Raw genomic sequence first — 20,846 nt, 5'->3', positions numbered from 1 at the left:
ACCCGGAAGCTAAGCCTCTCAGCGCCGATGGTACTGCAGGGGGGACCCTGTGGGAGAGTAGGACACCGCCGGACTTCCTTTACCGAAATGGCCACCCAACGCTGGGTGGCCATTTCGCATTTATACCCACACCCCGCATCCTGTGGGGGTGATCAGCGCCGGCACGCCCCCATCCGTTCGATGGGGGCGCGTGCCGGCGCTTCGTCGTACCCCGACCGCTACTGTCGAGAGAGTGAGTGAATTCGCGGGGCACCTTCCGGGCAGCCGCGAGTACCGCCGCCTCCTGGTCGGCCTGTTCTTCGGCGGCGTTGCGACGTTCGCTCAGTTGTACTCGACCCAGGCGTTGCTGCCGTCTCTCGCGGTCGACGTCGGCACGGGGCCGGCGGGCGCAGCGTTGACCGTGTCCGCCTCGACACTGGGCCTCGCCGTAGCGGTGATCCCGTGGTCGATCGTCGCGGACCGGGTCGGCCGGGTCCCGGCGATGGCGATCGGACTCATCGCCGCGACGGTGCTCGGCGCGCTGACGCCCCTGGCGCATGACATCACGGTGCTGCTCGCGCTGCGCCTGTTCGAGGGCGCGGCCCTGGGCGCGGTGCCGGCAGTGGCCCTCGCGTACCTGAGTGAAGAGGTCGATGCCCGGCACGTCGCGGCCGCGGCCGGGTCGTACATTGCGGGGACCACCGTCGGCGGTCTCAGCGGACGAGTCGTTTCGGGATGGGTGGGGGAGGCGGCCGGCTGGCGGTGGGGGGTGGCATCCGTCGTCCTTCTCTGCGTCGTGGCGGCCGTGCTGTTCCTGACCCTCGTGCCCGCGGCGCGCGGGTTCGTCCCGGGTCGTCGCCGTACCGATCGCGGTCCGTCGATCCTCCGCCGGCTCGCGGTGAACCTGCGCTCTCCGGTGCAGCTCGCCCTGTACGCGCAGGGCTTCCTGCTCATGGGCGCGTTCGTCGCGGTGTACAACTACCTGGGTTTCCATCTGAGTGCGCCGCCTTTCTCGCTGGCCCCCGCCCTGATCACCCTGCTGTTCCTGGCGTATCTCGCCGGAACGGCGTCGTCGCCGCAGGCCGGGGCTCTGGCAGTGTGGTACGGGCGCCTTCCGGTGCTGGCGGTCGGGATCACGGTCATGGTGGTCGGGGTCGCCCTGATGCTCGTCCCCGCTGTCGTCGCCGTGCTCGTGGGCCTGGTCGCGTTCACGGCGGGGTTCTTCGCCGCGCACGCGGTGGCATCCGGGTGGACGCCGGTCGCCGCGGCGCCGGAGGCGCGGGCGCAGGCGTCGTCGCTTTACTACCTCGGGTACTACGCCGGGTCGAGCGTGTTCGGATGGGCGCTCGGCATCGTGTTCGGGGCGGCGGGGTGGGGGTGGTTCCTCGGTGTCGTGGCGCTCCAGTGCGCGGTCGCGCTCGTTCTCGCGGTGATCGCGCTCCCTCGGGGCCGGGCGACGGGCGCTCGCTCCTGAGTCCGGATCCGTCGACACGCGGCATCCTGAGGTCAATGCCCACGTCTCTCGGAGACGCGACCGACTAGCGTCGTTCATGACGTGAGGAGGTCGGGAGTGGACGACGCCGATGAGCGCACCATGACGGACGAACAGATGAGCGACGCCGACGAGTCGATCGAGACCGTCGCCGAGATCAGCTACGACGAACAGCGCTATCCGGCGCGACCGCGTCGACTGCGGCCGCGGGATCAGTTCCGCGGCGGGACGCTGCGGCGGTTCCTGACCGACCCGCGCAACGCGAACGGCGGGAACCCCTCGTACGTCGAGTGGCTCGTGCGCCAGTCGATGCTCAAGGACGCCGACGTGCTGAGCCGGCAGCTGTCGGGCCAGCCGTCGATGTGGCGCAACCCCTACGCGCGTCCCGACGCGCGGCGGGCGATCGAATCGACCGACGTCTGGTTCACCGCTTACCCGATCTCGCTGATCACGCGCCCGGGGGAGTCGTTCCTGGACGCCCTCGGCGACGAGGCGCTGTGGGAGGCCTTCGAGTGGGTCGGGATCAACGGCATCCACACCGGTCCGGTCAAGCGAGCGGGCGGGATCACGGGCTGGCAGGAGACGCCCAGTGTCGACGGGCACTTCGACCGCATCAGCACGCAGATCGATCCCGAGTTCGGTGACGAGAACGCCTTCCGTCGGGTCGCGGACGTGGCCGAGTCGCACGGCGGCAGCGTCATCGACGACATCGTGCCCGGCCACACCGGGAAGGGCGCCGACTTCCGCCTCGCGGAGATGGCCTACAAGGACTACCCGGGGATCTACCACATGGTCGAGATCCCGCGGGAGGACTGGGCTCTGCTCCCCGAGGTGCCGGCGGGGCGCGACTCCGTCAACCTCGACGCGGAGACCGAGCGCGAACTCAGCGCGCGCGGCTACATCATCGGCGAGCTGCAGCGCGTCATCTTCTACACGCCCGGGGTGAAGGAGACGAACTGGAGCGCGACGGCTCCCGTGGTGGGCACCGACGGCCTCGAGCGCCGCTGGGTCTACCTGCACTACTTCAAGGAGGGGCAGCCCTCGATCAACTGGCTCGACCCGACCTTTGCGGGGATGCGCCTCGTGATCGGCGACGCGCTGCACTCCCTCGGCGACCTGGGCACGAGCGCCCTGCGCCTGGACGCCAACGGCTTCCTCGGCGTCGAGAAGAGCGCGGAAGGCCTGCCGGCGTGGTCGGAGGGGCACCCGCTGTCGCACGCGGCGAACCACATCATCGCGGGCATGGTGCGCAAGGTCGGCGGATTCACCTTCCAGGAGCTCAACCTCACGATGGAGGACATCCGCGACACCGGCGCGGTCGGAGCCGACCTGTCGTACGACTTCGTCACGCGTCCCGGCTACCACCACGCGCTCGCGACGGCGAACACGGAGTTCCTCCGTCTCGCCCTGAACACGGCGCTCGAGACGGGCGTGGAGCCCGTGCAGCTCGTGCACGGGATGCAGAACCACGACGAGCTCACGTACGAGCTCGTGCACTGGGCCACGACCCACCGCGACACCGTGTACCCGTTCCGCCACGACGAGCACACCGGCGGCGAGATCGCCGAGATGGTGCGCGCCGACCTGACCGAGAAGCTCACGGTCGACGCCGACTACAACCTGGTGTTCACGCAGAACGGGATCGCCTGCACCACGGCGTCCCTCATCGCGGCCACGCAGGGCAAGGCGACGCTCGACGAGATCACCGAGGCGGACATCCCCGCGATCCGCGACGCCCACCTGCTGCTGGCCAAGTACAACTCCTGGCAGCCGGGCGTCTTCGCCCTCTCGGGCTGGGATCTCACGGGATCGCTCACGCTGCCCGCCGACGAGGTGCGCCACCTCATCTCGTCGGGCGACACGCGCTGGATCGAGCGCGGCGGTCACGATCTCCTCGACGTCGCCCCCGAGGCGGTGTCGTCGGTGTCGGGGATGCCGCGCGCGCGCTCCCTGTACGGATCGCTGGGCGCCCAGCAGGCGAACCCGGAGTCGTTCCTGTCGGGGCTGCGCGACGTGCTCCGCATCCGCGGAGACCACGGCATCGCCGTCGCGACGCAGGTCGACATCCCGCAGGTGGGACACCCCAGCATGCTGGTGATGGTGCACCGGCTGGACGGCGGGGACCGCCGCGCGGAAGACGTTCCCCTGCAGATCACCGTGCTCAACTTCTCGAGCGAGACCATCGAGGGGACCGTGCGCTCGGAGTTCCTGGTGCCTCAGAGCACCGCCGTCGACGCCTCCACGGGCGACGTCGTCGGTCGCGTCGACGAGCTGCAGAGCTTCTCACTCGAGCTCGGCCCCTACGCGGGACTCTTCCTCGTGCTGCAGGCCCCCGAGCTCGACGACTGAGGTCGGGACGGGGCGGGGTGTTCGCGTCGCGCCCCGTCCCGCCCCATCGTCCCGGCTCCGGCTCCGGCTCCGGCTCTGGCCGCGGCGTCCCGGCCCGGCGTCTCATCGGTCGTGAGGGCCGACGGAGAGGATGTCGGAGCCCCGGCGTAGCGTGCGGTGCGTGACCGATCCCCACAATTCCGTCGTCGAGTGCCTCGTCGAGGACTGCCGGCGCGCCGCCGACCCGGATGCGCCCCTTTGCCTGTGCGCCTTGCATCTCGCGGCGGCGGCGGAGTGGGCGGGCGCGACGGATGGGGTGACCGACGTGCTCCCCACGCCCTGCCGGGTGTGCGGCTCGCGGTTGGGCGTGCGGTGGCCGAGCGGGTGGCTGTGCGCCGTGTGCGAGTGGCGGCACGGCGACACCGTCGACGACGAGTTGCCGCCGCCCCGCGTCGACGTCGTGTACTACCTGCGGTTCGAGGACCGCATCAAAATCGGCACGAGCGCGCAGCCACGTCGTCGGCTCGCTGCGCTGTGGCACGACGAACTCCTGGCCTTCGAACCGGGGGACCGGCTCGTCGAGGGGCGACGACACGCCCAGTTCGCCGCGGAGAGGTTCGCCCGCACGGAGTGGTTTCGCCGCAGCGATGCCCTCGATGCGCACGTGGCGGCGTTGTCGGCCGGTGTCGACGACCCCTGGGCCCGCTACGCGCGATGGGTGAGCGAGGCGATCGCCCGACGCGGATGAGACGGGGGGAGGCGCGGAACGAAAGGGAGACCGGGCGAATGTGCGACACGGTTGGATGTGGGGAAGACCGCGGGAGATGCGGGACGGGAGTGAGACCGGGCGGACGTGCGACACGGTGAGGTCCGGGAGGACCGGGGGAGGTGTGGGACGGGACGTCGACCGGGCGGACGAGCGACACGGTCGCATCCGGGGACCGCGCGAGCGGCGAGGACCCGGCGACGCGAGTGGGGGTGCGCAACGCGGAGCGCGGGCCTCCGCCCGGGGCAAGCCCTCCCGTGCGGGACCCCCGCCCCGTAACGTGATCGCTCACGACGAGGAAGGCCATGACATGGGACTTTTCGACAGACTCTTCGGGTCCGCGGGCGACACCCCCGACCGCGCGGCGGCGCCGACGCCGACGCCGACGCCGCGCGGGAAGGTCGGCGGACAGCGTGGCGAGGACGGGCGGTACGCTCCGCCTCCGCCGGCGGGTGGGCCGGGGCGGGCGGCATCCGGATCCGCCGACGTCGACGACCGCCAGGCGATCGAGCGCTACCGCTATCTGCTGCGCACGGCTCCGCCCGAGACGGTGGAGCAGGTGCACGCGGAGGCGTTCGGCCGCCTCACCCCGTCTCAGCGTCGGCAGGTGCTCGAGGAGATGTCGGCGGGGCTGTCGCCGGCGGAGCGGCCGGCGGGCGACGACCCCGGAACGCTCGCGCGCGCCGCCACCCGGGCGGAGTACCGGCAGCCCGGGTTCATGGAGCGCACCTTCGGCGGTCGGTCGTTCGGCGCGGGAGGCGGCCCCGGATTCGGGTCGATGCTGGGGGCGTCGATGCTCGGGACCATCGGCGGGTACGTCGTGGGGTCGGCCCTCGTCGGGGCGATGTTCGACCCGGGATACGGCGCCGGGTACGCGGACGGGGTGGCCGCGGACGCGGCCGGCGACGGCACCGACGTCGGCGGGGGAGACGCCGCGGGAGCAGACGTCGGGGGTTTCGGCGGAGACGTCGGCGGAGACCTCGGGGGCGGCGATTTCGGCGGCGGCGACTTCGGAGGGGACTTCGGGTTCTGAAACCGCTCCGCGGCCGCCGCGCGGGGGCGTCGGCGTGCCGCCGCGGAACGACGCGGCCGTCGCCTGAGTAAACGCTATGGTCGAGGCCATGGCGTCCCCGACCCCGAGCGTGCGCGTCGGACTCCGGCGCAGCATCCTCGCGAACCAGATGCTGCTCGCCGTGGCCGCGTTCATCGGAGTCGTCGTCTCGATCCTCGTCGACCAGGTCACCGATGCGACGCCGTTCTTCGTGGGCGCCGCGCTCCTGTTCGCGGGAGCGGTCGCCGCCGTCCTGCTCCCGTGGGATCTCCTTCCCCGGTGGTGCGCGGCCCTGCTGCCGATCGTCGACGTCGTGGCGATCGCCCTGATGCGGGAGAGCGCGCCGCTCGCGGGCCTCGGTCTGCTCTGGACGTTCCCCGCGCTGTGGATCGGGACGGTCTTCGGCGTCCGGGGCATCGTCGCCGTCTCGGTGTCGGTGACGGTCGTGATGATCCACCAGTCGATCGCCGTCGAGCTGCAACGCTTCACCGCGTCGACGCTGCTCCTGCCGGTCGTCGTCGCAGCGTTGTCGACCATGGCCCACTTCACCGCGCGCCGCGCGCAGGCGCAGCGGGAGCTGCTCGAGAAGCAGTCGGCGGAACTTCGTCGGGCCGTCGATCGCGCGCGCCGTCAGGAGGATCTGGTCACCGAGGTGCTGGATGCCGTGGACTTCGGCGTCACCCGCGTGACGGCATCCGGGGAGTTCGCCGTCACCAACGCCGCGCACGCCCGACTGCTGAGCACGACCGACGTCTTCGGCCGGGAGATCGAGGTCTTCGCGGCCGACGGATCGACGGCGATCGCGGCGGATGCCACACCCCTGGCCCGCGCACGGGCGGGCGAGGTGTTCGAGGGCGAGATGGTCTGGTACGGGGGCCCCGGCGAAGACCGCCGCGCGCTCAGCGTCACGGCGCGCCGCCTTCCCGCGGCCGAGGGCGGAGAGATCGACGGCGTGCTCGTGAGCCGCGACGTCACCGTCGAGGAGCAGGCGCGACGCGCCCGCGAAGACCTCGTCGCGAGCGTCTCGCACGAGCTGCGCACCCCGCTGACCTCGATCATCGGCTACCTCGAACTCGCTCTCGACGACCCCTCGATCGCGCCGGCCACGCGGGACCGCCTGGCCGTGGCCGAGCGCAACGCGTCTCGTCTGCTCGAGTTGGTCGCCGACATCCTCGCCCTGTCCGCGACCTCGCACGAGGGGGTGGGAGTGGACCTCGAACTGCGTTCGGCCGACGTGGCGGCTGTCGTGCGCGCGGCCATCGAGTCGATCGCTCCTCGCGCTCTGGACCACGGCGTGCTCATCGACGCCTCGGGAGTCGAGGAGGCTCGCGCGGTCATCGACGCCCGCCGCATCCGGCAGATCGTCGACAACCTGTTGTCGAACGCCATCAAGTACGTCCCGCGCGGGGCGGCGGTGAGCGTCGCGGTGCAGCAGGACGTGCACTCGGTCTCGATCATCGTCGCCGACGACGGGCCGGGGATCTCCGCCTCCGAGCAGGCGCGACTGTTCGAGCGCTTCTTCCGCGGTGACGCCGTGCGCAACTCCTCCGCGCACGGGAGCGGATTGGGCCTCGCCATCAGCCGCGACCTCGCCCGCGCGCACGGCGGCGAGATCACCGTGCGCACGGCCCCCGGCGAGGGCGCCGCTTTCACGGTGCGCCTGCCCCGAAACCCCCGGGAGGGTGAGTGATCCTCGACGCTCTGACGCTGCAGACCGCGGCCACGCTGGTGATCGTCGTCTCCGCGATCATGTACCTGCTCGACACCCTCATGCTGAGGGACGGCCTGCCCGGGCGTCTCTGGGCGAGCGCCTACCTCTCGGGCACGTTTTCCGCCGTGTGCTACATCGCGTGGCTCCTGCTGCCCGACGTGTTCGTCGCGGTGGCGGTGGGCAACGCCGCCTTCGTTGCGGCGACGGGTTTCATCTGGCTGGGCTGCGTGGCCTTCAACGGGCGCGCGATGCGCGCGCCGGCGATCGTCACGGGGGCGGTGGTCCTCGTGGTGGCGGTTTCCGCCCTGGCCGCCGGACCCGGGGGAGGGGACTGGGCGGGGGCCATCCCGTTCTTCCTCGGCAATGCGCTGTTCGCCGTGGCGGGCGCGATCGAGACGCGCCGCGGCGCCATCGGCCGACGGTGGAGCGCCGCCGGCCTGACCGTCATCATGGCGGTCGAAGCCCTGTGGTTCGTCAGTCGGACGCTGGTGTTCGTGACGAGCGGCCCCGACAGCGAGCTCTTCCGGTCGGTCTTCGACACGCGCGTCTCGGCGCTGCTGACCATCACGCTCGTGATCGCGGCGGTCACGGTCACCTCCGTGCTCCGGGCGAACGAATCGACGCTGCGGGGCACCCCCGACATCCGTCGCCTGTCGGTGGATGCCAACGGGGTCCTGCTGCGGGAATCGTTCGAGGCCACGCTCGCCATCGTCTGCGCGCGGGCGCGGACGGCGGGGGAGGGCGTGTGCGTCATCGGCATCCGGGTGGACGACCTCAGGCGCGTCGCCGTCGCCTTCGGCCCGGAGGACGCCGAGGAGATCGCGCGGGAACTGCGGGGGGCCGTGCGGCAGCACGCCCCGACGATGGCGCTCGTGGGCGAGGCCGACACGACCGGTCTCGCGGTCGCTTTCACCACCGAGCCGACCACCGACATCGGCCGTGTCGCACGCGTGCTGCACGGAAGCCTGGTGAAGGACCTCGCGCGACTGGGGACGTCGGTGGTGCCCGTCGTCGGGATCGGCGTCGCCGTCAGCGCCGATCACGGCTGGGATTCGCGATCGCTCGCGACGCGTGCCGACGAAGCGGCGGCGCACGCCGCGGCGACGGGGGAGCAGGCGTTCCGGATCGCGTGAGGCGCGTCGCCGTCAGGACGCGTGCGCGGCGAGTTCTTCGACGCGCTGGCGGAGTTCGCGGGGGCGGAACGGCTTGGTCAGGTAGTCGTCGGCTCCGGCCTCGCGGCCCATGCGCTGCTCCGCCTCGTCGGCCCGTGCGCTCACCATCAGGATGCGCGTGTCGCTGAAGGCCTTGATGCGTCTCGCGGTCTCGAAACCGTCGATGCCCGGCATGCTGACGTCGAGCGTCGTGACGACGGGTTCGTGCCGACGGACGAGTTCGATGCCGTCGAGCCCGGTGCTCGCGGTGTGCACGGTGAAGCCCGCGCCCTCGAGCACCGCGGACACGAGCGTCCGGATGTCGAGGTCGTCCTCGATCACCACCGTGGTGCGGGCATCGGGCATGTCGCAGCTTTCGTCGGGCGGGCAGGGAGCGTTCCCACCTGCGGAAAATCGTAGACGAGTCGAGGCCGCGGCGCTCGGGGGGTGCCGCCGTCGCCGCGATATGGCATCCTCGTCGGGTGCCTCTTCTCGCGCTGACGGGTGGGATCGCCTCCGGGAAGTCCACCATCGCCGCCCTTCTCGCCCAGCGCGGCGCCGTGATCGTGGACGCGGATGCCATCGTGCGCGAGGTTCAGGCACCCGGCTCGCCCGTGCTCGCCGAGATCGTACGGGAGTTCGGACCCGACGTGCTCACCGACGAGGGGGCCTTGGATCGCCCCGGCCTCGGCGCCCGCGTGTTCGGCCACCCGGACCGGCTGGCGGCGCTCAACGCGATCGTGCATCCCGCCGTGCGGGCGGAGTCGCAGCGCCGTTTCGACGAGGCGTTCGCAGCGGATCCGCGGGGCGTCGTGGTCTACGACGTGCCGCTGCTCGCGGAGGCGCGCGCCGGTGAGGCGTGGGACCTCGTCGTCGTGGCGCACGCCCCCGTCGAGATCCGCGTGCGCCGCCTCGTGGAGGGGCGCGGGCTGAGCGAGTCCGACGCGCGCGCGCGGATCGGCTCGCAGGCGTCCGACGAGGACAGGCTCGCCCTGGCGGACGTGGTCATCGACACGGGGACCACGATGGATGCCACCCGGGCTCAGATCGACGAGCTGTGGACGCGGGTGGTGCTGGCGGCCTGAGGCCGTGGGCACCGAACTCGAGCGGACCTCGCGCTCGCGCTCGCCGACGGCGAACGCAACCCGACCCCGATGTCGGAGGCCCCGCCTACGCTGGAATCATGCAGCCGACTCGCTCCGTCCGTCCTTTCGAGGTCATCAGCGAATACTCCCCGTCCGGCGATCAGCCGCAGGCCATCGCGGAGCTCGCGGGGCGCATCAACGCGGGAGAGACCGACGTGGTGCTGCTCGGCGCCACCGGAACCGGTAAGTCGGCGACGACGGCCTGGCTCGTCGAGCAGGTGCAGCGGCCGACGCTGGTGCTCGCCCACAACAAGACGCTGGCGGCCCAGCTCGCGAACGAATTCCGCGAGCTCATGCCGAACAACGCGGTCGAGTACTTCGTGTCGTACTACGACTACTACCAGCCCGAAGCGTATGTCCCGCAGACCGACACCTTCATCGAGAAGGACAGCTCGATCAACGCCGAGGTCGAGCGGCTGCGCCACTCCACGACCAACTCGCTGCTGTCGCGCAGAGACGTCGTCGTGGTCTCGACGGTGTCGTGCATCTACGGCCTGGGAGCGCCCGAGGAGTACCTGCGCGCCATGGTGGCCCTACAGGTGGGGGAGCGCTACGACCGCGACGCGCTCATCCGCAAGTTCATCTCGATGCAGTACAACCGCAACGACGTCGACTTCTCCCGCGGCAACTTCCGGGTGCGCGGCGACACGATCGAGATCATCCCGGTCTACGAGGAGTACGCGATCCGCATCGAGATGTTCGGTGACGAGATCGAGGCGCTGTACACGCTGCACCCGCTCACGGGCGACGTCATCGAGAAGATGGAGTCGGTCCCGATCTTCCCTGCTTCGCATTACGTCGCGGGGACCGAGACGGTGCAGCGCGCGATCGGCACGATCGAGCACGAGCTCGCCGAGCGCCTGAAGGAGCTCGAGTCGCAGAACAAGCTGCTCGAGGCGCAGCGCCTGCGCATGCGGACGACCTTCGACCTCGAGATGCTGCAGCAGCTCGGTTTCTGCTCGGGGATCGAGAACTACTCGCGTCACATGGACGGCCGGATGGCGGGCGACCCCCCGCACACGCTGCTCGACTTCTTCCCCGACGACTTCCTGCTCGTGATCGACGAGTCGCACGTGACCGTGCCGCAGATCGGCGCGATGTACGAGGGCGACGCCTCGCGTAAGCGCACCCTCGTGGAGCACGGCTTCCGTCTGCCCAGCGCCATGGACAACCGGCCGCTGCGATGGGACGAGTTCAAGGAGCGGGTCGGGCAGACGGTGTACCTGTCGGCGACCCCCGGTCGTTACGAGATGGGGATCGCCGACGGCGTGGTGGAGCAGATCATCCGCCCGACCGGTCTGGTCGACCCCGAGATCATCGTGAAGCCCTCGAAGGGGCAAATCGACGACCTGCTCGAAGAGATCCGCGTGCGCGTGGAGCGCGACGAGCGCGTGCTCGTCACCACCCTCACCAAAAAGATGGCAGAGGAGCTCACCGACTTCCTGGGTGAGCACGGGGTGCGCGTGCGGTACCTGCACTCCGACGTCGACACGCTCCGTCGCGTCGAACTCCTCACGGAGTTGCGCGCCGGCGTCTACGACGTTCTCGTCGGCATCAACCTGCTGCGCGAGGGTCTCGACCTTCCGGAGGTCTCCCTCGTCGCGATCCTCGACGCCGACAAGGAGGGCTTCCTGCGCAGCGGGACCTCGCTCATCCAGACCATCGGACGCGCCGCGCGCAACGTCTCGGGCGAGGTGCACATGTACGCCGACAAAATCACCGACTCGATGCGCAACGCGATCGACGAGACGGAGCGGCGTCGCGAGAAGCAGATCGCCTACAACACGGAGCACGGGATCGACCCGCAGCCGCTGCGCAAGAAGATCGCCGACATCACCGAGGTGCTCAATCGCGAGGCGACCGACACGAAGAACCTGCTGTCGCGCAACGACAAGGCGAGCAAGGGCAAGTCTCCGACGCCGTCGCTGCGTCGCACCGGCATCGCGGCGGAGGGAGCCGATCAGCTCGAGTCGACGATCGCCGATCTGACTCAGCAGATGCTGGCGGCTGCCGCCGAGCTCAAGTTCGAGCTCGCCGGCCGGCTGCGCGACGAGGTGCAGGACATGAAGAAGGAACTGCGCGCGATGGAGCGGGCCGGGCACGCCTGAGTCGGGAAAGCCGGGGCACGACTCCCGGGTTCGGCGCGAGGTGGGGAGGGCGACGGCGCGTCGCTCCCTGCGCGTCGGTCCTGCCTCGCGTCGACGCCCCGGGTGTCGTGCACGGGCCGCGCTTGCCGGTTCTCCGCCCTGACGACGTCCCGTCTCCGCCCGTTAGGGGAGTGCAGAAGCGGTTTCGGACCTGTCCGGTCCACCGTGTGCTCGGCCATCGCGTGTCCGCACAGCGGGCACGCCCCGTCCTCGCCCCGTCAGGGGCAGTGCAGGAGCGGCTTCGGACCCGTCCGGTCCACCGAGTGCTCGACCATCGCGTGGCCGCACAGCGGGCACGGGCGCCCCGTCCGCACGGGCTCGGGCGTCGTCTCGTAGGGGCCGACGGACGCGGGGCCGGCGACGCGGATGAGCCGGGTGTTGAGGTATTGGTACCAGCCGCCGGCCTCGCGAACGCGTTCGCGCAACGGGGGGCGATCGGCATCCTTTCGTGTCATGATCATTAGTGTACTAACGAATCGAGGAGAGCGGCGTGGACGATCCGTTGAAGCTGGAGAACCAGGTGTGCTTCGCGCTCGTGACCGCGGCGCGGAACGTGGTGTCGCTCTACCGCCCCGTGCTCGAGCCGCTCGGTCTGACCCATCCCCAGTACCTGGTCATGCTCGCCCTCTGGGAGAGCGCCCCGCGCTCGCTCAGCGGTCTCGCCGCCGAGCTCGCGATGGAGCCGGCGACGCTCTCGCCGCTGGTGAAGCGCCTCGAGGCGCAGGGGCGCGTCGTCCGTGCACGCCGTGCCGACGACGAGCGGGTCCTCGACATCGACCTCACGGACGAGGGGCGCGCGCTGCGCGAGGCCGCCCTCGAGGTGCCGGGCGCGATCATGCGCCGGGTCGGCATCGACGAGCAGGCCCTCGTCGCCCTCCGCGACGGTCTGGCCCCCTTCGCGAGGTCGATCGGGGACTGAGGCGCGGGCGGTGCGCCCGGGGCTCGCGCGAGACACCGCCCCGACCCGCCCGCGCGCGGAAGCCTCGCACATCCGTGCGCTCGGGGCGAACCCGGGGCCGATGTCGGAGGGTCGACCTAGACTTAACAGGTGCCGATCGTTCCTGTCTCTTCGCCCTCGTCGTCCGCGAATTCCGCCACCAGCGGCAAGCTCAGCGTTCGGGGTGCGCGCGTCCACAACCTCAAGGACGTCGACCTCGACATCCCGCGCGATTCGCTCGTCGTGTTCACGGGGCTGTCGGGTTCCGGCAAGTCGAGCCTCGCGTTCGACACCATCTTCGCCGAGGGGCAGCGCCGCTACGTCGAATCGCTGAGCGCCTACGCGCGCCAGTTCCTCGGGCAGGTCGATCGGCCCGACGTCGACTTCATCGAGGGGCTCAGCCCCGCGGTATCGATCGACCAGAAGTCGACCAACCGCAACCCGCGCTCGACGGTCGGCACGATCACCGAGATCCACGACTACATGCGTCTGCTGTGGGCGCGCATCGGTGTGCCGCACTGCCCCGACTGCGGAGCGCGGATCCAGCGCCAGACGGTGCAGCAGATCGCCGATCAGCTGATGGAGCTGCCCGAGCGCACCCGGTACCAGATCGTCGCGCCGGTGGTCTCGCAGAAGAAGGGCGAGTTCGTCGACCTCTTCAAAGAACTGAGCGCCAAGGGGTACGCGCGTGCCGTCGTCGACGGCGAGCTCGTGCAGCTGTCCGAGCCGCCGACGCTGAAGAAGAGCTACAAGCACGACATCGCGGTCGTGGTCGACCGTCTCGTGGCATCCGGAGACATCCTGAGCCGGGTCACCGACTCGGTGGAGACCGCCATGGGTCTGGCCGGCGGCATCATGCAGGTCAACTACGTCGACGAAGAGGGCGACGACGCCTGGCAGTCGTTCTCCGAGAAGCTCGCGTGCCCCAACGGGCACCCCCTGCAGCTCACCGAGATCGAGCCGCGCACCTTCTCCTTCAACGCGCCGTTCGGGGCGTGCCCGGTCTGCTCGGGTCTCGGCACCCGCATGTCCGTCGACGTCGACCTCATGCTCGGCGACGAGGAGCTGTCGATCCGCGACGGGGCGATCCTCCCGTGGACGACCCAGGGCAAGGGCCTGTTCCAGTACTACGAGCGCCTGCTCGAAGGTCTCGCGCGCGACCTGAAGTTCTCGCTCGACACGCCCTGGAAAGACCTGTCGAAAGACGTGCAGCAGGCCGTTCTGCGCGGAGAGAACTACAAGGTCACGGTCAAGTGGAAGAACCGCTACGGCCGTGAGATGCGCTACTCCTCGGGCTTCGAGGGAGTAGTGCCCTACATCGAGCGCCAGTACCTGCAGGCCGAGTCCGACACCCAGCGTCAGCGCTGGGCGGAGTACCTGCGCGAGGTCCCGTGCGCGGTCTGCGACGGCGACCGTCTGAAGCCCGAGGTTCTCGCGGTGCTGGTCGACGACACCTCGATCGCGGCCGCGTCGCGCATGAGCCTCGCCGACGCGCGGGAGTTCTTCTCGAAGCTCACGCTCACCGACCGCGAGGCGACGATCGCCGCCGCCGTGCTGCGCGAGATCCGGGCGCGCCTCGACTTCCTCCTGCAGGTGGGGCTGAACTACCTGAGCCTCGGTCGCGCGGCCGGCACCCTCTCCGGCGGCGAAGCGCAGCGCATTCGCCTGGCCACCCAGATCGGCTCGGGCCTGACGGGGGTGCTCTACGTGCTCGACGAGCCGTCGATCGGCCTGCACCAGCGCGACAACCGCCGCCTCATCCAGACGCTCGAGACCCTGCGCGACCTCGGCAACACCCTCATCGTCGTCGAGCACGACGAAGAGACGATCCACGCGGCCGACTGGGTCGTCGACATCGGACCGCGCGCCGGCGTCGACGGCGGCAACGTCGTGCACTCCGGACCGCTCGCCCAGCTGCTCGACGACGAGACCTCCCTCACCGGCGCCTACCTCTCGGGCCGTCGCGCGATCGAGGCGCCGAAGAAGCGCCGCAAGATCGACAAGAAGCGTCAGGTGACGGTCGTCGGCGCGCGCGAGAACAACCTCAAGAACGTGTCGGTCGACTTCCCCCTGGGCGTACTCACCTCGGTGACGGGCGTGAGCGGTTCGGGCAAGTCCACGCTGGTCAATGGCATCCTGTACGAAGTCCTCGCGTCCAAGCTCAACGGCGCGCGCCGCGTTCCGGGCAAGCACACGCGCGTCACGGGCCTCGACAACCTCGACAAGGTCGTGCACGTCGATCAGGCGCCCATCGGCCGCACCCCGCGCTCCAACCCCGCGACCTACACCGGGGTGTTCGACCGTATCCGCACGCTCTTCAGCGAGACGCCCGAGGCGAAGGTGCGCGGCTACCAGGCCGGACGCTTCAGCTTCAACGTCAAGGGCGGGCGCTGCGAGGCGTGCTCGGGCGACGGCACGCTGAAGATCGAGATGAACTTCCTCCCCGACGTGTACGTCGACTGCGAGGTGTGCCACGGCAAGCGCTACAACCGCGACACCCTCTCGGTGCACTACAAGGGCAAGAACATCGCCGAGGTGCTCGAGATGCCGATCTCGGAGGCCGCGGAGTTCTTCGAGCCCATCCAGGCGATCCACCGCTACCTCAAGACGCTGGTCGACGTGGGCCTCGGATACGTGCGGCTCGGGCAGTCGGCGACGACGCTCTCGGGCGGCGAGGCGCAGCGCGTCAAGCTCGCCACCGAGCTCCAGCGCCGCAGCAACGGCCGGTCGATCTACGTCCTCGACGAGCCCACGACGGGACTTCATTTCGAGGACGTCTCGCTCCTGCTCAAGGTGCTGAACGGTCTCGTCGACAAGGGCAACACCGTCATCGTCATCGAGCACAACCTCGACGTCATCAAGAGCAGCGACTGGGTCATCGACCTGGGCCCCGAGGGCGGGGCGGGCGGCGGCACCATCGTCGCCACCGGCACGCCGGAGCAGGTCGCCAAGGTGGCCGAGAGCCACACCGGCGCCTTCCTGGCCGAACTGCTCGAGACCGGACGCACGGGCACGCAGCGCAACACCGCGTCGGACGCGGACAGCGCCGAGCGGGAGCTCGTGAGCGCGGCGGGCTGAGCCATGCCCTCTGCCGCTGGCTCTGCCTCTGCCCCCGCATCGGCCTCCCGCGGGCGGATGTCGCAGCTGCCCTATCGTCCGAAGGCGGGGGAGATCCCCACCAACCCGGGGGTCTATCGGTTCCGGGATGCCGACGGGCGGGTGCTCTACGTCGGCAAGGCGAAGAACCTGCGCGCGCGACTGTCGAACTACTTCGCTCCGCTGCATTCGCTCCACGAACGCACCCGCCGCATGGTCACGACGGCCGCCAGCGTCGAATGGACCGTGGTGCCCAGCGACGTGGACTCGCTGCAGCTGGAGTACATGTGGATCAAGGAGTTCGATCCGCCCTTCAACGTCCGCTACCGCGACGACAAGTCCTACCCCTTCATGGCGATCACCCTCGCCGACGAGGCCCCGCGCGTCATCGTGACCCGCAACCCGAAGATCCGCGGCGCCAAGTACTTCGGCCCGTACCCGAAGGTGTGGGCGGTGCACGACACCATCGACCTGATGATCAAGGTCTTCCCGATCCGCACCTGCAGCGACTCGTCGTACAAGAAGGCCATGGCATCCGGTCGTCCGTGCTTCCCCGGTCAGATCGGGCGCTGCGGGGGCCCGTGCTCGATGAAGGTGACCGTCGAGGAGCACCGCGCGGTCGTCAACGACTTCATCGCCTTCATGTCGGGCGGCGACCAGCGCTTCACGCGCGAGCTGACAGCGCGCATGAAGGAGGCCTCCGCGGCGATGGACTACGAGTCGGCCGCGCACTACCGCGACCGTCTGCAGGCGATCGACGCCGTCCTCGGCAAGAGTGCCCTGGTGCTGGCCTCCGACACGGACGCCGATCTGTTCGGCATCGCGGAGGACGAGCTCGCCGCGACCGTCCAGCACTTCGTCGTCCGCGGCGGTCGCGTACGCGGTGTGCGCGCGACGACCATCGAGAAGGAGATCGACATCTCCGGCGCCGACCTCGTCGACCAGGTGCTCCAGCGCACCTACGGCGACGCCGACGCCTCGGACATCCCCCGCCAGGTGCTCGTTCCCGAGCTCCCCGACGACGCCGAGCAGCTCGAGGACTGGCTGCGCGAACGCCGCGGACGGCCCGTGACCCTGCAGATCGCCCAGCGCGGCCGCAAGGCCGACCTGCTGAAGACGGCGACCCTGAACGCGCAGCAGGCGCTCATGCTGCATAAGACCCGGCGCACGAGCGACTACGTCGCGCGCTCCCAGGCCCTCACCGACCTGCAGGAGGCGCTCGGGATGACCGAAGCGCCGCTGCGCATCGAGTGCTTCGACATCTCGCACCTCGCGGGCACCAACGTCGTGGCATCCATGGTCGTGTTCGAGGACGGGCTGCCGCGCAAAGACCAGTACCGCTCGTTCGGCGTCGCGGAGACCACCGACGACACCGACTCGATGTACCAGGTGCTCACGCGCCGCTTGGCGTACCTCGACCGGCCCGACGAGATCGAGCCCGAGACCGTGAACGGCGCGATCGTCGCCGACCCCGAGTCGGAGGAGGCCACGAGTGACGGCGACGTCGTCACGGCGCGGAAGCGTCCGCGTTTCGCCTACCGTCCGCAGCTGCTCGTGGTCGACGGCGGCCAGCCGCAGGTCGCGGCCGCCGCCCGGGCGCTCGCCGACGCGGGTCACGAGGAGATCGCGCTGTGCGGCATCGCCAAGCGGCTCGAAGAGGTGTGGCTGCCGGGCGAGGAGTACCCCGTCATCCTCCCGCGCACGTCGGAGGCGCTCTACCTGCTGCAGCGCCTGCGCGACGAGGCCCACCGGTTCGCGATCGTGCACCAGCGCAAGCGCCGCAAGCGCGACATCACCAGCGTCCTGTCCGAGGTGCCTGGTCTCGGCGATGCCCGCATCAAGGCCCTGCTGCGTCACTTCGGCTCGGTGTCGGCGCTGAAGAACGCCACGCCCGACGAGATGACGGTGCTGCCGGGCATCGGACCGACGCTGGCCGAGGCCATTCACACGCACCTGTCTCGATAGGCTGAGAAGGACGACGGGAGACGATCACCATGGAACCGGCACGCGACGAGCCAGGTGAGGTGCTGATCGTCACGGGAATGTCGGGCGCGGGACGCTCGACGGTGGCCAACGCCCTCGAAGACCTCGACTGGTACGTCGTCGACAACCTCCCGCCGCGCATGCTCCGGCCCCTCCTCGAGCTCACCGAGCTCGCCGGCGGCGCCGTTCCGAGGGTCGCCGTCGTCGTCGACGTGCGCGGACGATCGCTGTTCGGCGACCTGCCCGAGGCGATGCGCACCCTCCAGGCCGGGCGACAGGTGCGCGTGGTGTTCCTCGACGCCTCCGACGCGGTGCTCGTGCGGCGGTTCGAGGCGGTGCGACGTCCCCACCCCCTGCAGGGCGACGGCACGATCCTCGACGGCATCCGTCGCGAGCGCGAACGGCTCGCGCCCGTGCGCGAGGCCGCCGACGTCGTGATCGACACCTCGAGCCTCAACGTGCACCAGCTGTCGCTGCGCACCGTCGCGCTGTTCGGCGAAGAGGGGGCCGCACGGCACACAATCACCCTCATGAGCTTCGGGTTCAAGTACGGGCTGCCCCCCGACGTCGACCTCGTGGCCGACATGCGCTTCCTGCCCAACCCGTTCTGGAACGACGAGTTGCGCCCGCTGACCGGCGAGGATCCCCGAGTTCGGGAATACGTGCTGGGCCAAGAGGGGGCCTCGGCGTTCCTGGACGCCTATTCGGCCGCGTTGCGGCCCGTCCTGGAGGGGTATCAGCGCGAGAACAAGCGGCATTCCGTGGTCGCCGTGGGGTGCACGGGGGGTAAGCACAGATCGGTGGTGATGGCGCGCGAGCTCGCTGCACGTCTGGCCGATGTTCCGGGGGTGGCCGTCCGCGTGGCTCACCGCGACCTCGGTCGCGAGTAGGCTGTAACGTCGTCCCCGCCGCCCCCACCCGAGGAGAATCGTGCCCCTGACCGCCGACGTGAAGGCCGAGCTCATCACCGTCCGCGACCCGCGCCCGACCGCGCGCGTCGCCGAGCTCACGGCCCTCCTGCGCTTCTCCGGTGGTCTGCACTCCATCGCCAATCGCGTCGCCGTCGAGGCCGAGCTGGACTCCGACATCCTCGCGCGCCGCGTGGCCCGCGACCTCATGGAGCTGTACGGCGTGCGCCCCGAGCTGCACCACGTGCAGGGGTCCGGAGGTCGCACCGGCGGCCACTTCGCGGTGCGCGTGATCGAGGCGGGCGAGACGCTCGCGCGTCAGACCGGACTGCTCGACCAGCGTCGTCGTCCCGTGCGCGGACTCCCCAACAAGCTCACCACCGGCTCGCGTCCCGACCTCAGCGCCATCTGGCGCGGGGCCTTCCTCGCCAGCGGCACCCTGAGCGACCCGGGTCGCTCCGCGGCGCTCGAGATCTCGTGCCCGTCGTCCGAGGCCGCGATGGCGCTCGTCGGCGCGGGCCACCGCATCGGCATCCCCGCGAAGGCCCGCGAGGTGCGCGGCGTTCCGCGCGTCGTCGTGCGCGACGGCGAGGCGATCCGCGGGGCCCTGTACGAGATGGGCGCCCGCCGCACCGCGGGGGAGTGGGACCAGATGCGCCAGCGCCGCGAGGTGCGCGCGGGAGTGAACCGTCTCGTCAACTTCGACGACGCCAACCTCCGCCGCTCGGCCCAGGCCGCGGTGGCCGCGTGCGCCCGCGTCGAGCGCGCGCTCGAGATCCTCGGCGACGAGGTGCCCGAGCACCTTCAGCAGGCCGGCGAACTGCGCCTGGCCCACCGCGACGCGAGCCTCGACGAGCTCGGCCACCACGCCGACCCGCCGCTGACGAAGGACGCCGTCGCCGGTCGCATCCGGCGCCTGCTCGCCATGGCCGACAAGAAGGCCGAGGCCGAGGGCATCCCGGGTACCGAAGCCGCGGTCCCGGTGGGCGCCGACGACTGACGCGGTGATCTCCGGATGCCGCGACTCCCGGCATCCTGAATCGGCCCGCGAGAGCGGGGCCCGGCTGACGTGCGCGCAGTGAGCCGCGCCGTCCCGCGCCCGCGACGAGCCCGCCCGGCGTGCGTGCGTCACGCTACGACGTCGCGACCCGTCGCGCTCCCGCGACGCGCCCGCCCGGCGTGCGCGCATCCCGCCGCGCCGTCGCGACCCGTCGCGCGTTCGCGACGCGCCCGCCCGGCGTGCGCGCATCCCGCCGCGTCATAGCGACCCGTCGAGCATCTGCGACGCGCCCGGGCCGCTACCGTCCGTCATCCGGGGAAGCAACCCTGGGGCGGTGACGTTACCCCTCAATAGGATGAAGACGTCACCCTCGCTGCACGATCCCTCAGCTCGTCGTCCTGGCGGAGAGGTTTCGGCGGCGCCCGATTCGGAAGTAGAGAACATGGCGAAGTACACGCTGCCCGAACTGCCCTACGACTACTCGGCGCTGGAGCCGCACATCAGTGCGACGATCATGGAGCTGCACCACAGCAAGCACCACCAGACCTACGTCAATGGCGCCAACACCACCCTCGACCTCCTCGCCGAGGCGCGCGAGAAGGGCGATTTCGCCAACATCAACCGCCTGCAGAAGGACCTCGCGTTCAACCTCGGCGGCCACACCAACCACTCCATCTTCTGGACGAACCTCTCGCCCAACGGCGGTGACAAGCCCACCGGCGACCTCGAGTCGGCCATCGACGACCAGTTCGGGTCGTTCGACGCCTTCCGCGCGCAGTTCACCGCGGCCGCCCTCGGCGTGCAGGGCTCGGGCTGGGCCGGCCTCTTCTGGGACTCGATCGGCGAGAACCTCGTCATCCAGCAGTTCTTCGACCAGCAGGGCCAGATCGTCGCGGGCACCGTTCCGCTGCTGCTCCTCGACGTCTGGGAGCACGCCTACTACCTCGACTACAAGAACGTGCGCGCCGACTACGTGAAGGCCTTCTGGAACATCGCCAACTGGGCCGACGCCCAGGAGCGCTTCGCCGCCGCCCGTGAGAAGACCGCGGGTCTGCTGGTACTGTCGTAAACGGTGCGGCGTCCCGGTGGGACACCCCACCGGGACGCCGTTGTCCGCCAGCGAATACCGCAATCACGCGCTTCTCGCGCACA

Annotated in this window: 16 protein-coding genes; 14 read left to right on the top strand and 2 right to left on the bottom strand. The window is 70.4% G+C overall.

The features are described from left to right. Nucleotides 1–232 precede the first annotated feature (232 nt). The 6 genes from AB1K56_RS09450 (at nucleotide 233) to AB1K56_RS09425 (ending at nucleotide 8,460) form a co-directional block, all read left to right on the top strand. A complete protein-coding gene (locus tag AB1K56_RS09450) occupies nucleotides 233–1,453 on the top strand; it encodes an MFS transporter (protein ID WP_371205431.1) in 1,221 nt (406 codons plus the stop codon). 120 nt (nucleotides 1,454–1,573) lie between these two features. After that, a complete protein-coding gene (treS, locus tag AB1K56_RS09445) occupies nucleotides 1,574–3,820 on the top strand; it encodes a maltose alpha-D-glucosyltransferase (protein ID WP_371205442.1) in 2,247 nt (748 codons plus the stop codon). A gap of 160 nt (nucleotides 3,821–3,980) precedes the next feature. Next, nucleotides 3,981–4,547, top strand: coding sequence for a GIY-YIG nuclease family protein (locus AB1K56_RS09440; protein WP_371205430.1), 567 nt, complete (start codon nucleotides 3,981–3,983; stop codon nucleotides 4,545–4,547). Nucleotides 4,548–4,875: 328 nt separating this feature from the next. After that, the gene (locus AB1K56_RS09435; RefSeq protein ID WP_371205429.1) at nucleotides 4,876–5,598 is read left to right on the top strand and encodes a hypothetical protein; all 723 of its coding nucleotides are present in this window, start codon (nucleotides 4,876–4,878) and stop codon (nucleotides 5,596–5,598) included. 88 nt (nucleotides 5,599–5,686) lie between these two features. Next, a complete protein-coding gene (locus AB1K56_RS09430) occupies nucleotides 5,687–7,306 on the top strand; it encodes a sensor histidine kinase (protein ID WP_371205428.1) in 1,620 nt (539 codons plus the stop codon). Beyond that, the gene (locus tag AB1K56_RS09425; protein WP_371205427.1) at nucleotides 7,303–8,460 is read left to right on the top strand and encodes a hypothetical protein; all 1,158 of its coding nucleotides are present in this window, start codon (nucleotides 7,303–7,305) and stop codon (nucleotides 8,458–8,460) included. Before AB1K56_RS09430 ends, AB1K56_RS09425 begins: the two co-directional genes overlap by 4 nt. A 12-nt stretch (nucleotides 8,461–8,472) precedes the next feature. On the opposite strand, the gene AB1K56_RS09420 is transcribed toward AB1K56_RS09425, so the two are convergent. Continuing rightward, a complete protein-coding gene (locus AB1K56_RS09420; protein ID WP_136585815.1) occupies nucleotides 8,473–8,844 on the bottom strand; it encodes a response regulator transcription factor in 372 nt (123 codons plus the stop codon). A gap of 116 nt (nucleotides 8,845–8,960) precedes the next feature. Between AB1K56_RS09420 and coaE the strand changes: the two genes are divergently transcribed. Both coaE and uvrB read left to right on the top strand, forming a co-directional pair. Then, a complete protein-coding gene (coaE, locus tag AB1K56_RS09415; RefSeq protein WP_371205426.1) occupies nucleotides 8,961–9,563 on the top strand; it encodes a dephospho-CoA kinase in 603 nt (200 codons plus the stop codon). Between the two features lie 98 nt (nucleotides 9,564–9,661). Then, nucleotides 9,662–11,731, top strand: a complete 2,070-nt coding sequence (gene uvrB, locus AB1K56_RS09410; RefSeq protein ID WP_371205425.1) for an excinuclease ABC subunit UvrB — start codon at nucleotides 9,662–9,664, stop codon at nucleotides 11,729–11,731. A 257-nt stretch (nucleotides 11,732–11,988) separates the two neighbouring features. Here the strand turns inward: uvrB and AB1K56_RS09405 are convergent, their stop codons facing one another. After that, entirely contained in the window at nucleotides 11,989–12,231 is a 243-nt protein-coding gene (locus AB1K56_RS09405) for a hypothetical protein (protein WP_371205424.1), read from the bottom strand. Nucleotides 12,232–12,260: 29 nt separating this feature from the next. On the opposite strand from AB1K56_RS09405, the gene AB1K56_RS09400 reads away from it, so the two are divergent. The 6 genes from AB1K56_RS09400 to AB1K56_RS09375 all read left to right on the top strand — a co-directional run bounded on the left by AB1K56_RS09400 (nucleotide 12,261) and on the right by AB1K56_RS09375 (nucleotide 20,763). Continuing rightward, nucleotides 12,261–12,689 (top strand): MarR family winged helix-turn-helix transcriptional regulator, encoded by a 429-nt coding sequence (locus AB1K56_RS09400; protein WP_371205423.1) that lies wholly within the window; start codon nucleotides 12,261–12,263, stop codon nucleotides 12,687–12,689. A gap of 129 nt (nucleotides 12,690–12,818) precedes the next feature. Continuing rightward, nucleotides 12,819–15,785: an excinuclease ABC subunit UvrA gene (gene uvrA / locus AB1K56_RS09395; RefSeq protein ID WP_205822632.1), complete on the top strand. Its 2,967-nt coding sequence runs from the start codon at nucleotides 12,819–12,821 to the stop codon at nucleotides 15,783–15,785. Nucleotides 15,786–15,842: 57 nt separating this feature from the next. Continuing rightward, the gene (gene uvrC, locus AB1K56_RS09390) at nucleotides 15,843–17,768 is read left to right on the top strand and encodes an excinuclease ABC subunit UvrC (RefSeq protein WP_371205422.1); all 1,926 of its coding nucleotides are present in this window, start codon (nucleotides 15,843–15,845) and stop codon (nucleotides 17,766–17,768) included. A 29-nt stretch (nucleotides 17,769–17,797) separates the two neighbouring features. Continuing rightward, the gene (rapZ, locus tag AB1K56_RS09385; protein ID WP_136585809.1) at nucleotides 17,798–18,676 is read left to right on the top strand and encodes an RNase adapter RapZ; all 879 of its coding nucleotides are present in this window, start codon (nucleotides 17,798–17,800) and stop codon (nucleotides 18,674–18,676) included. 40 nt (nucleotides 18,677–18,716) lie between these two features. Beyond that, complete coding sequence (gene whiA, locus AB1K56_RS09380) at nucleotides 18,717–19,694, top strand: DNA-binding protein WhiA (protein ID WP_371205421.1); 978 nt, start codon at nucleotides 18,717–18,719, stop codon at nucleotides 19,692–19,694. Nucleotides 19,695–20,136: 442 nt separating this feature from the next. Next, nucleotides 20,137–20,763: a superoxide dismutase gene (locus AB1K56_RS09375; protein ID WP_076675340.1), complete on the top strand. Its 627-nt coding sequence runs from the start codon at nucleotides 20,137–20,139 to the stop codon at nucleotides 20,761–20,763. The last annotated feature ends 83 nt before the right edge of the window (nucleotides 20,764–20,846 follow it).

Origin of the sequence: Microbacterium sp. BWR-S6Y (assembly GCF_041379845.1) — a bacterium.
Lineage (GTDB): Bacteria > Actinomycetota > Actinomycetes > Actinomycetales > Microbacteriaceae > Microbacterium > Microbacterium hydrothermale.
The sequence above is the reverse complement of the archived record's forward strand: the minus strand, read 5'-3'. Positions and strand labels throughout refer to the sequence as shown.